10 protein-coding genes are annotated in these 12376 nt (G+C 36.7%); 5 read left to right on the top strand and 5 right to left on the bottom strand.

Features of this window, described 5'->3' with window-relative positions:
• Positions 1–60: 60 nt before the first annotated feature.
• From PN450_RS14320 to PN450_RS14310, 3 genes are all read right to left on the bottom strand, one after another.
• Entirely contained in the window at positions 61–642 is a 582-nt protein-coding gene (locus tag PN450_RS14320; RefSeq protein ID WP_271823639.1) for a Uma2 family endonuclease, read from the bottom strand.
• A gap of 303 nt (positions 643–945) precedes the next feature.
• Positions 946–2163, bottom strand: coding sequence for a DUF4336 domain-containing protein (locus tag PN450_RS14315; protein WP_271836724.1), 1218 nt, complete (start codon positions 2161–2163; stop codon positions 946–948).
• A 148-nt stretch (positions 2164–2311) separates the two neighbouring features.
• A complete protein-coding gene (locus tag PN450_RS14310; protein ID WP_271836723.1) occupies positions 2312–3187 on the bottom strand; it encodes a hypothetical protein in 876 nt (291 codons plus the stop codon).
• A 216-nt stretch (positions 3188–3403) separates the two neighbouring features.
• Here PN450_RS14310 and PN450_RS14305 point away from each other — a divergent pair, with 216 nt between their 5' ends.
• Both PN450_RS14305 and PN450_RS14300 read left to right on the top strand, forming a co-directional pair.
• Complete coding sequence (locus PN450_RS14305; RefSeq protein WP_271836722.1) at positions 3404–4438, top strand: DNA-methyltransferase; 1035 nt, start codon at positions 3404–3406, stop codon at positions 4436–4438.
• Positions 4435–5583 (top strand): DNA methyltransferase, encoded by a 1149-nt coding sequence (locus PN450_RS14300; RefSeq protein ID WP_148764440.1) that lies wholly within the window; start codon positions 4435–4437, stop codon positions 5581–5583. The genes PN450_RS14305 and PN450_RS14300 overlap by 4 nt, the downstream gene beginning before the upstream one ends.
• Positions 5584–5669: 86 nt before the next feature.
• Here the strand turns inward: PN450_RS14300 and PN450_RS14295 are convergent, their stop codons facing one another.
• Positions 5670–6650, bottom strand: a complete 981-nt coding sequence (locus PN450_RS14295; RefSeq protein ID WP_271836721.1) for an aldo/keto reductase — start codon at positions 6648–6650, stop codon at positions 5670–5672.
• Between the two features lie 209 nt (positions 6651–6859).
• Between PN450_RS14295 and PN450_RS14290 the strand changes: the two genes are divergently transcribed.
• The 3 genes from PN450_RS14290 (at position 6860) to ilvB (ending at position 10732) form a co-directional block, all read left to right on the top strand.
• The gene (locus PN450_RS14290) at positions 6860–7420 is read left to right on the top strand and encodes a hypothetical protein (protein ID WP_213719748.1); all 561 of its coding nucleotides are present in this window, start codon (positions 6860–6862) and stop codon (positions 7418–7420) included.
• Positions 7421–7448: 28 nt separating this feature from the next.
• On the top strand, positions 7449–8705 hold the full coding sequence (locus tag PN450_RS14285) for an MFS transporter (RefSeq protein ID WP_271836720.1): 1257 nt from the start codon (positions 7449–7451) through the stop codon (positions 8703–8705).
• A gap of 134 nt (positions 8706–8839) precedes the next feature.
• Complete coding sequence (gene ilvB, locus PN450_RS14280) at positions 8840–10732, top strand: biosynthetic-type acetolactate synthase large subunit (RefSeq protein ID WP_148764448.1); 1893 nt, start codon at positions 8840–8842, stop codon at positions 10730–10732.
• Between the two features lie 654 nt (positions 10733–11386).
• On the opposite strand, the gene PN450_RS14275 is transcribed toward ilvB, so the two are convergent.
• Positions 11387–12217: a prohibitin family protein gene (locus tag PN450_RS14275; RefSeq protein WP_417033751.1), complete on the bottom strand. Its 831-nt coding sequence runs from the start codon at positions 12215–12217 to the stop codon at positions 11387–11389.
• Between the last annotated feature and the right edge of the window lie 159 nt (positions 12218–12376).

The following is a 12376-nucleotide window of genomic DNA, read 5'->3' as shown; positions in this document are numbered from 1 at the left end:
CGCTACGCTATCAGACAATTAAGCATTTTCAGCATGAAGAAAAAACTCATCTTGAAAATTTTATTTACTTAAATTTGGAGGAAAAGCAACATCTTCATAAACATCAGCGAGAGGACAAGAAAAATTCACACTGGTTAATTCTAATTGTTGATTTCCTCTATAGCTATAAAGAACCCATCTTTCTTCGGAATTGCGCCGGAAACAATCAATTCGTTGCCGATTTTGACTAACTAAAACATATTCTTGTAAAGTGTCTAATTCTTGATAATCACTAAATTTATCACCTCTATCTAAGGCTTCTGTAGAAGGTGATAAAACTTCAATAATTAAACTCGGATATCGTTTAAAATATTCAAACTGTGTATCTCTTGAATCGAAAGTTACCATAATATCAGGATAATAGAAAATATCTAGAGATTCAATTCTTGCTTTCATGTCAGCGACGTAAAGCCGACATCCTGTACCACGAATATGATTTCTTAAAAGGGCAACTAAGTTAGCAGTAATTGTTACATGGGCATCACTAGCACCAGCCATTGCGTAAATTTGCCCTTGGATATATTCATGTTTAATAGGGCTAGATTTTTCAGCTTGTAAGTATTCTTCTATGGAAATATAGGGTTGAAATTGGCTAAGAGTCATATATTTTTACGGTTACTATGAGATAATTGTAATTTTTCTAGTATAGCAATTATTAATATTTTTTATTTCTTGCAAAGGCAAAGGGGCAAACTAAAAATCAAACCCGAAACAAAGGTATTTTTGTCATTTACCTATTGACAAATGATAGATTTCCAGGATTTAAGGATGTACAGGATGAAGAAAAAAACTAACCTTAAAAATCTGGAATATTCCCAGATTCATAAAAAATCCTGATGTCTATTTATGCCAAGTGTACAGACTGAAACATCTGAAACACCTACCTCATTGTCAGTTTATTTGTAATTACACTTTCTCTTTTGCTGGTGGCACAATACCCAACTTATTTAAACCTGAATCAATATCTCTCAATAACTTAAAATCATCCTCCGGCAAAGAATAGCTATTGCTACTAACTAAACCCTCAACAGGCTGTTTTTCTAAAAACGCAAATGCTTGACGAAATTGTTGCGGTTCGACTTTAATTGGGGCATTAAAATGACAGGGAATAATCCATTGAAAATCCCAACTGGCAACCTTATTAGCCCAATTTATTGTTTCTGTGGGTGCGCGATTTAAAATCAAACTTTGTAAAATTGGGGCAACAAATATCCGCCCATTTCCTTGTAAAATATCAAATGAATCTTGCCAATTTTCCCGCCATTGGAAGGGGAAAAACCCGAAATAGGCTTTTCTCGAACGTTCTGGAGCTTTTTCGGCATCACGCCATACTTCACCCCATGTAGGTACTTCTAACACACTGGGACTGAAATACAAGGCAAATAATGTGATTCGCTGCCACCCTTTACGGCGGTTTGCTGAGGTATCTGCAACGATGTCAAAGGCTTTATCCTTCGCGTGGTAGAGTAAGGGATAGGGGTCAAGTTGGACAATTGCAGGTGGCTCTGCTGGTACTGAAACTATGGTATCTGTAACTAAGAGAATGTGCGATCGCTTGTGGAAAAAAACCACCTCTGCAAACTTACCCAAACCCAAATCAATGGGTCCGATGGTTGCATAATCAAAATCTTCAGCAAAAGGGGCTTCCTGGCTATTTTCAGGCAGTATATGAGTACGTTTACCGGGTAAACCCAACCAACTCAAAGGCAGATTGATCGGAAAACTCCATTGTCCGGGAGCAACAAATACCTGTGCAGCGGGAAAGCGTCGCGCAAATGGACCAACGAATACTTTATGTTCTATTCCCGATATCGTGGGCAAAATAATATACTTAACATCACCGTGTTCTGCCACCAACTCATTCAGCAACCGAACACATTCTCCTGTGGGTGCGACAGGTGCATAAACCAGCAAACCGCCTTTTTCCAGCTTAACTACAGTCATGCGAATTGGCACAACCACATAGAAAATTCCCTGTAATTGGTCAAAGGTCCAGATGGTATCTTTGACAACTTCTTTACGGATAGTATGCCGTTGACCATAAGGGTAAATTGGCACAACAGGCCAAAACCGCCATGAAAAATCCTGGGGATGAATTTGTTCTATGTCTCCACTTTCCACCACTTGGCCAACCTCCCCTAATACCTGCTGCTGAAATTTTTGTTTGCTTTTCCAAATTAGGAGTTTAGCAAATTATGGTGATAATCAACATAAAATTATTGATTTTTTAGAAAGATTGGGTTTTTCAACATGAGTAATTTTCATATTAATTTCATATTCCAGCTTGAGTTAATACCTCACTTAAATCAGCAACTAAATCTAAATTTTCTGCCCATTCTGTTAAATAACCATAATCCAAAATTTCTGCTTGTAACTTAATTATCCCCAAAACATCGCGCCATTGTTTTTCTGATTTACTTCCCTTTCCCCAGCGAAGTTTTTGTAAAATAATATCTTCTGCTGAAGCTATCCAAAAAGCAGGTATTCCATCTAAATCAACTAATATTCTTCGCTGCATTTGGGATATTGCAAAAGGTGAATTGTCAGTAATATAAATATCAGCATTAGCAATAGTTTCTGTATGGGTAATATTCAACATATTCCCCAAACCTCGTTGCAAATCTTCTACCGCACCTGCTGGACAATAATATCCAGATGCTTCTAAAGTTTTTACCAGCAGATCTATTTCATGTGGTTTAACTTCTATCACCAAATCTAAATCACGAGTAGAACGTGGTTCTCCATGAATAGAACTAGCAACACCTCTACTAACAAAGTAATCAATATTAATTGATTCAAAAATTTGATGTAGTTCTCCTGCTAAAGAAATTGAATCTTGAATCCACATATTTTCCTTAATACCTTTTGGTTGAAAATCAGGAGTAGATTTTTCTCCTAATACAGCACGGGTAAATAAATTACGAATTTCCTGTATAGTTGAATTGGGATTTCGAGATTTAATTCCTATAAGACATAATTTTTTTACTCCTCGTTCATGGCTAATAAATCTTTCTATGCGTTGTTTTAATGATAGTTGTCGCCATTTTTGAAAGAAATAAATATCAGCTTCTATATCAGTGTCTTGGCTTTGGGGTTGATAATTATGTTTGGGAATTGTTGGGAAAAACAAGTTTGATTTTTCTAGCATTGCTAATTTTATAGTATTCTTGAATATTGAGTATTTAACCTGTAACTTACATTATACTCAAAATATCACGTTTTTCTGATGTAGTGCTTATGTGCGTGTGATTGATGCTTGAAAAGTTAAATTATTAAATTTTATTGAGAGAATGTTTTAAAAAATACAAAACCTGTTACACTGAAATACATAATTAGAGATTAAATTTAAATTGCATAAAGTCACATGAAATTACGAGCAATATCAGACCTCAAAAATAAAATTATTCTTGGGGATAATTTATCTGTACTCAAACAAATAGAAAATGATACTTTTGATTTAATCATTACTTCACCACCATATTTTCAGCAACGTAATTATGGAAATGGTGATTTAGGTATTGGTAATGAAACAACTGAATCAGAATATTTAAAAAATATCCTCACAGTTTTTGGGGAATGTGTGCGCGTTTTAAAAAAAACTGGAGTAATAGTTTTTAATTTAGGAGATAAATATATCAACGGAAGTTTATCTCTAATTCCTTATAAATTTGCAATTCAAGCCACCCAAAATCAAAATATTTTTCTTATTAATCAAATTACATGGTCAAAACTCAATCCTACACCACGTCAAGATAAAAGAAAATTAATACAAGCTACAGAACCTTTTTTCATATTTGCTAAATCAAAAGATTATTATTTTAATTTGGATAATTATTTACAACACTTGGATAGTTTTAACAAAAGCGTTAAAAGTAAACCCTCTGATAAATTAGGTAAAAAATATGTGGAATTAATCAAAAATTCTGATTTAAGTGAAGAACAAAAAAATAATGCTATTAAAGCATTAAATCAAGCTATTTTAGCAGTACACAATGGAGAAATTGAAGGATTTAGAATGAAAATTCATGGTGTACATAAATTAGCTTATGGTGGACAAGATGGAGGAAGAAATAACCAAATCAAGAATAATGGCTTTACTATTATTAGAATTTTAGGAAACACGATGAAAAAAGACATTATTGAAAGTCCGGTGGAAATTACTAAAAATAATCATCATCCAGCAGTTTATCCGATGTATATTATTCAAGAACTGATTAAATTATTAACTCAACAAGGTGATTTTGTCCTTGATCCTTTTTGTGGTAGTGGTACAACTTGTATCGCAGCTAGAAATTTAAATAGAAATTATTTAGGAATTGAAATCAATCCTGATTATGTAAACTTAGCTAATAACCGTATGGAAGAATCTGATTCTCAACAACAGGAATTATTTATATGAAATATGATTATAATCAAGAAATAGAAAGACTAGAAAAATCCTATCAGCAATCACTTGAATTAGTTAAAAATCAATCATTCACAGAATTTGATCAAGAAATAAAAAACTTTGTAGATATTTTTATTCAAAAAATAGAAACCGATAAATCTTTAATTCAAGTAATTATTACCACCCTACTCAAGAAAATAATTAAACCTGAACAAGATATCAGGTTACACATGGCTAAGTTTATCAATGGATATTCCGCAAGAGTTCTTGATACTAAGGTAACTACACCCTTTTTTAAAAGTAAATTTCCTAAATATGCTAATAAAGAAACTGCATTTTTAACTAAAGCAACACGCGCAGAAATTATCTGGAATTTTGAGGAGGGATTTAAATTACCATTAAGGAGTAAAAGCTTAGTTACACCTTTTTTACAACTAATTGATAAAATTGAAAATCAAACAATTGATATTGAAAATTGTTTAGTTTATATCTTAGCACAATTATATCTTATTTCCCAATCTCAAGAAATAGTTTTTACAGAAACTTTAGAAATTGTTAATTCTGTAAATATTATCAATATTAATACAGTGCTGAAAATGGTAGAAAGACATTTTGAAGAACCTTTAAGTTCTAGATTACCAGTAATTGTAATTTTTGCTATCTATAAACAAATATTTAAAACTGTCCGCAGATTTGAAAATAAAGTATTACTACCTTTAAATGTTCATACTTCTGCTGATAAACATGGTTATGGTGATATAGAAATAAGGGATAACCATAACAATCCCTTTGAAATATTAGAGATAAAACACAATATTCCTATTGATAGAAATATGATATTAGATATAGTAAAAAAATCTGCAAATACAACAATAAAAAGGTATTATATTCTAACTACATACAAAGACTGTTTTCTTAATAAAGATGAAGAAAAATATATTAATGAATTGATTTTGAAAATTAAAAGAGAACGTGGGTTAGAAATTATTGCTAATGGTATTGTGAACACCTTAAAATATTACCTGCGTTTTATAGAAGATTATCATGAATTTATCAAAACATATACAGAAGAATTAGTAAAAGATGCTAAAAATTCAACAGAAGTTAAAGATTCTCATATTCAAGCTTGGCAAATAATTTTACAAAAATATATATAGTAGTGTGACCCACAATCAGTATTACTAATAAATAGTGGGCTATGACGTATCAATATTATTTCATTTTTTAGATATTTGCTTTTATCTCACTTTGTCTGAAAAATATTCTGCACCATTTTCTTCTCTACCCTATCAGCAACATGATCCAACTCTATCACCTCACCATCACTCAAAAACCAACCCAAAGCCCCAATATTCTCCTTTGCTTGTTCCCCACTTTTAGCCCCAGGAATGGGAATTGTGCCTTTACTAATACACCAATTAATAGCCACTTGAGACATAGTTTTATTTCTCGTATTTGCTATTTCCTGTAAACAACCTAAAAGCGGCTTCATTCCTGGTAATAACTGTTTACATAAAAACCCGCGAATACCTTTGGGAAAACTGCCATTTTCCGAAAACTTTCCTGTTAATAAACCCAACCCTAAAGGACTATAAGCAATTAATGCAATTCCCAAATTATCACAAACATCCTTTAAACCTAATTCCGTCACCGGATAAGTAGATAAAAGTGAATATTGCACCTGCAAAGTTTTAATCGGTATACCTCTTTCCTGAAATCTTTTATGTACCCATAAAAGTCGTTTTGTACCATAATTAGATAAGCCCACACCCTTCACCAAACCTTGCTCATACAAATCACCCAAACCATCTAATAAACCAACCTCTTGCCAAGGTGCATAATTAGCAGTAGACCAGTGCATTTGCACCAAATCAACATTGCGTCCTAATCTTTTTGCCGAGGCATGACAAGCTGATATAATTGAATTTCTAGTCCATCTCCAAGGGTATGCAGCTAACTTAGTAGCAATGCAAATATGCTCTTGATTTAAACCTTGATATGCTTGGGCAAATTTTCCTAAAAGTAACTCACTGCGTCCCTTTAACTTGCCAGTACCGTAGGAATCACCCGTATCAAATAATGTAATACCATTGCCAATACAGAGATTAAAAACCTCTTGTAATTGGTTATCCATACTTTCATCGTACCCCCAGAGTAGTTGATTCCCCCAAGCCCAAGTACCGCAACCCATGAGAGGGAGATTTAATAAATTGTTAGTTAGCATATTTAGGCAGTTGTTTAAAGTTGTCCCAAAACTCATTATCAAGGAATAAATAGGTCAATACTATACCACTCATGTAATATATTCTTACAGCAGTTTTCATGTATTAGACCACAATCCGAGTTAATCTCTTTCTTTGCGTCTTTGCTCCTTTGCGTCTTTGCGCGAAAATACCTTTAATTTTTTACAGACTTTTCAAAGATAAAAAATAAATGCCCATTATTATTTGTCCGGGAATCCATGAACCAGAATTAACTAAAAGCTTTATCCAAGGGTGCTTGAATCAAAGTCATCAAAACTCCGTAGATATACTTATTTTCCCGGAACAGGGTTATTTAACTTTATCAACATTTCATATTTTACATTTTTTGCACAATCGCCTTGGTAATAAGCTAGAATCGCCTGTTATATTCTTATGCTTTAGTGCTGGTGTAATTGGCGGTATAGGTGCAGCCACAGCGTGGCAACTTTTGGGCGGTCATGTGCAAGCCTTCATTGCTATTGATGGTTGGGGAGTCCCTCTAGCGGGCAATTTCCCGATTCATCGTTTAAGTCATGATTATTACACCCATTGGACTTCAGCTTATCTCGGTATGGGAGAAAACAACTTTTATGCCGAGCCAGCAGTTGACCATTTATCAATGTGGCACTCCCCCCAATCTGTCCCAGGCCAATGGGTAAATCCATCATTGGGGTTCTCTCCCACCAAAAACTACCTCAGTGCATCTGAATTTCTCAATTTCCTCTTAGAACGCTATAACAAGAAATATTGACTATTTATTCCCCATTCCCAAGTATCTGATGTTTCCCACTGAACCTACTGCTGTTAATAACGGTTTTACCGGACTGCTGAAAAACCGGGGTTTTATGCTCCTGTGGATTGGTCAACTAATTTCCCAATTAGCTGATAAGGTATTCTTTGTCTTAATGATTGCCTTACTGCAACTCTATTTACCCCCGAATCAGATAGGCGGTGATGCACGCTTCTATTTGTATATGGCATTTACCGTACCCGCAATATTGTTTGGTTCTGCCGGTGGTGTGATCGTTGACCGTGTGCCAAAAAAACTGATTATGGTGGGTTCAGATCTGGTACGGGGGATATTCATGCTGCTAATTCCCTTCCTGCCACGAGAATTTGGGATACTTTTATTCTTCACCTTTTCTATCTCCACCGTTACCCAGTTTTTTGCCCCAGCAGAACAAGCGTCAATTCCCCTGTTGGTAAGAAAAGAAGGTTTAATGGCTGCCAATGCCTTATTTAGCAGCACAATGATGGCTGCATTAATTATTGGTAATGCGGTGGCTACTCCGATGTTGAATTGGTTTGAAACCTTTAATAAGGGCTTTGGTAAAGAATTGGTCGTTGGCTGCTTATATCTAATTTCTGCCGTGATTATGATGCCGATTCAGTTTCAAGAACCCAAACGGATTCACGAAGAAACAGCCGCAATTAATCCCTGGGCTGAATTTTTGTTAGGACTACGCTATCTCAAACAAAATCGGCTGGTATGGAATGCCATGCTACAAATAGTTACATTATACTGCGTATTTGCCGCCCTGATAGAATTAGCCATTGGTATGGCGGCTAGGTTACATTTAGCACCAGAAGAATTTAGCTCTTTCGTAGCTGCGGCTGGGGTGGGTATGGTAATAGGTGCGGCTATTTTGGGGAATTTTGGACATAGACTATACAATAAACCCTTGCCTTTAATCGGATTTTTGATGATGGCGGTTTCATTAGGTTTATTCATTTTCATTGATAACCAACCCCTAGCATTAGGACTTTGTATTTTCTTAGGCGTGGGTGCAGCTTTTGTCAACGTGCCAATGCAAACTTTGATTCAACAACAAACACCACCAGAAATGCACGGTAAGGTATTTGGCTTTCAAAATCATGCCATTAATATCGCTCTTACAGCACCCTTGTTAATTACCACAAAGCTAGTTAATGCCTTTGGATTATCAGCGGTATTGTTGGGAATGAGTATAGTTGTCGGGGCTGTTGGTGTCTGGACTTGGCAAAATACTCGGCGGGTATTGCAAGATGTGGTCTAAAAATTGTACAATCATAATCCATTCTTAACGCTAATAAATCCGGCTTTCTCTGCAATTGTGAGAATTTTTACATTAAAATGAAATTTTAAATACAGAATCTAAGCGTTAATTTTAGCTATACTTTGAGGTTAACTGTGGTTTCGTCTTCTCAAATCAGTCTCCCAAAATCTGAAAATAATCAGCAGTCTCCCGTATCTAATTCGTCAGTTCCCTCACCAAAACGGGCATCTGGCGGTTTCGCGTTGATAGATAGTCTCATCCGTCATGGTGTTGAGCATATTTTTGGTTATCCCGGTGGCGCGATTCTACCGATTTATGATGACCTCTATAAAATAGAAGCTGGGGGTACGGTCAAACATATCTTAGTTAGACATGAACAAGGTGCTTCCCACGCCGCCGACGGTTACGCCCGTGCTACTGGTAAAGTAGGAGTATGCTTTGGTACTTCCGGTCCTGGGGCAACCAACTTAGTTACGGGTATTGCTACGGCTTACATGGATTCTATCCCCATGATTGTGGTTACGGGACAAGTACCAAGAGCTTCCATTGGTACAGATGCTTTTCAGGAAACAGATATTTATGGAATTACCTTACCCATTGTTAAGCATTCTTATGTAGTCCGTGATGCCAAAGATATGGCGCGGATTGTGGCTGAAGCTTTTCACATTGCCAGCACTGGTAGACCTGGACCTGTTTTAATTGATGTTCCCAAAGATGTAGCGTTAGAAGAATTTGATTATGTGCCTGTGGCACCGGGTTCAATTAAGTTACCTGGCTACCGTCCCACAGTCAAGGGAAATCCGCGCCAAATTAATGCGGCAATTCAATTAATTAGAGAAAGTCGTCGCCCATTGTTGTATGTTGGGGGAGGAGCGATCGCCGCTAATGCCCACGAAGAAGTCAAACAACTGGCAGAATTATTTAATCTCCCCGTCACTACTACCTTAATGGGTATCGGTGCATTTGATGAACATCATCCCCTGTCCTTGGGAATGTTGGGAATGCACGGCACAGCCTACGCTAACTTTGCCGTTACAGATTGCGATTTATTAATTTGTGTTGGTGCAAGATTTGATGACCGAGTGACAGGTAAATTAGATGAATTTGCCTCTTTAGCCAAAGTCATTCACATTGATATTGACCCCGCAGAAGTCGGTAAAAACCGCGTTCCCCAAGTTCCCATTGTGGGGGATGTCAAAAACGTCTTAAAAGACTTATTACGGCGATGTCAAGACGCAAATACCAAAGCCACACCTAACCAAAATCAAGAATGGTTAAACTTAATTAACAGTTGGAAACAAGATTATCCTTTAATTGTCCCCCATCATGCCGACAGCATTTCTCCTCAAGAGGTAATTGTTGAAGTTGGTAGTCAAGCCCCCCACGCATTTTATACTACAGATGTTGGTCAACATCAAATGTGGGCAGCCCAATTCCTCAAAAATGGTCCAAGACGCTGGATTTCTAGCGCGGGTTTAGGAACAATGGGTTTTGGTGTTCCTGCGGCTATGGGTGCAAAGGTGGCATTCCCGGACGAAGAAGTAATCTGTATCAGCGGTGATGCCAGTTTCCAAATGTGTTTGCAGGAGTTGGGAACGTTAGCACAATATGGCATTAATGTCAAGACTTTGATCTTAAATAACGGTTGGCAGGGCATGGTGCGGCAGTGGCAGGAAGCCTTCTATGGACAGCGTTATTCATCTTCTAACATGGAAGTCGGAATGCCTGATATTGAGCTTTTAGCACAGGCTTATGGCATCAAGGGGATGGTAATTACTAAGCGGGAAGAATTGGCAGATAAAATCGCCGAAATGCTGGCACACAATGGCCCTGTAATTGTGAATGTCCACATTACCAGAGATGAAAATTGCTATCCCATGGTAGCACCTGGTAAGAATAACTCGCAAATGGTTGGTTTGCCTAAGCCAACACCAAGAACCGCAGTTGAATCAATTTCTTGCAGCAATTGTGGGACTCAAAACCAACCTAACCATAATTTCTGTTCTGATTGTGGAACAAAGTTGTAGTTAGATTTTGTAGGGGTTTAGCATTATAGAGACATCCGGTAAGCGTGAAACTCAGTCCTTCGACAAGCTCAGGAACCATGTCTTTAGACCTGAGATATAAGCGACTCGTGCGGTTTTAACCGCATAGAGTTTTTCTTTTTGTAAAGATTGGTTAAAGTACGTAAAGAGTTATCGCCTTTGTACTTAATGGTGTTACACTGTTCACAACAGGAACGGTAATCAACCTGTCTAAAAACCTAGCTGCCTAATGGCAATCTGTACCTTGACAATTGAAGATATGGGGTTCTATTCCATAGTTCTAGTTCCTGCCCAGGAATAGGTAAAATCTTCATGGGAGCTAGACGACACAGGATTGAAATTCAATCAAAATTTGCAGCAATGCAACTACCTCCGGACAGGAGGAAAGTTAACGCTTGGGGAGAGAACCACCTCTGACTTAGATACCGCAAGGGGTCTAAGCTAAGTTGACTCGTTGAACCAAGAATCTCAGCGGCTTGGCTTCCTGAGAGTGTCAAGCTTTACCCTTATCAGAATTGTAATTCAGGATTTTAAGCAAAATCAATTAAGTAGGTGAACGGAAAAAACCGTAGACGCGGAGCGGCTTCTCGAAGAGTAATATGTAACGAAAAGTAAAGTCCAAAAATAGAGAACCTTTTAAGGTTTTGATACTCCTGACTCTGGCTGAATTAAAATAGGTATTCCTCCCTTTTCAGAACCGATAACGACAATTTTGGAATTATTAGATTCAGCAATTTTTTCTGTAGCTTCAATCGAGCGTAATTGCAAAACTTGGTTAGTGAGTCCACCAGCAATAATTTTTTGAGAATCAGCTATACCTTTAGCTTCAATTCTTTTCCGTTCTGCTTCTTGACGCTCTTTTTCTAATACAAATTTCATTTGCTCATTTTCTTGTTCTGCTTTGAGCTTTTGTTGAATCGCTGTTTGCAAAGTCTCAGGCATTTTCACATTTCGCAAAAGTGCTTGTTCAACTATAAAACCCAAACTGGGGATTTCTTTTGTGAGTTCTTCATCAATTTTTTGAGCTACTTCTTGGCGTTTTGTTGAATAAATTGCACTAGCGGAATAATTCGCTGTAATAGCGCGAACAGTAGAACGAAATCTAGAAATTATCAATTGTTTTTCATCAGTTCCAATTGTTTTATATACTATTGCTGCTTTTTGAGGATCAAGTTTATATTGAAGACTAACATCAAGATTTAAACTCAAACCTTCTTGAGATGTTGTATCTATATTTTCCTTGATATCCTTGAGACGAGTAGAAAAATTTATAACTTTGGCAAAGGGGTTAACTACATAAACTCCTGAATCAAGAGTATTATCGGAAATTTTACCAAATGAGTTGACAATACCGACATTTCCCGGTGGAACAATTACCAACAGTCTAGAAATTGAAGCCAGTAAGGTCATACTACCAATTAATATGGTAATTCCCCGGACTGCCAATTTAGTCCTTTCGCTGGTTATTCTACCAGTTTGGAGATATTTGACACTCTCAGGGAAGACAGCCACTGAGATTCTACTGACAGAATTAGATTAAAGGTTTAGCCTAATCTAATCTCGCTGCGACCGTCAAACGCCGCCTAGACGCTCAATACAACCACCAATCAAGGTGTCGAAATTGCG

Source organism: Dolichospermum lemmermannii CS-548, assembly GCF_028330815.1.
GTDB lineage: Bacteria > Cyanobacteriota > Cyanobacteriia > Cyanobacteriales > Nostocaceae > Dolichospermum > Dolichospermum lemmermannii.
The sequence above is the reverse complement of the archived record's forward strand: the minus strand, read 5'-3'. Positions and strand labels throughout refer to the sequence as shown.

What these genes read in the sequence shown, in the direction of transcription:
- PN450_RS14285 (WP_271836720.1), top strand. Translation starts at nt 7,449, where the DNA reads ATGTTTCCCACTGAACCTACTGCTGTTAATAACGGTTTTACCGGACTG.
- PN450_RS14290 (WP_213719748.1), top strand. Translation starts at nt 6,860, where the DNA reads ATGCCCATTATTATTTGTCCGGGAATCCATGAACCAGAATTAACTAAA.
- PN450_RS14300 (WP_148764440.1), top strand. Translation starts at nt 4,435, where the DNA reads ATGAAATATGATTATAATCAAGAAATAGAAAGACTAGAAAAATCCTAT.
- PN450_RS14310 (WP_271836723.1), bottom strand. Translation starts at nt 3,187, where the DNA reads ATGCTAGAAAAATCAAACTTGTTTTTCCCAACAATTCCCAAACATAAT.
- PN450_RS14305 (WP_271836722.1), top strand. Translation starts at nt 3,404, where the DNA reads ATGAAATTACGAGCAATATCAGACCTCAAAAATAAAATTATTCTTGGG.
- PN450_RS14295 (WP_271836721.1), bottom strand. Translation starts at nt 6,650, where the DNA reads ATGCTAACTAACAATTTATTAAATCTCCCTCTCATGGGTTGCGGTACT.
- PN450_RS14320 (WP_271823639.1), bottom strand. Translation starts at nt 642, where the DNA reads ATGACTCTTAGCCAATTTCAACCCTATATTTCCATAGAAGAATACTTA.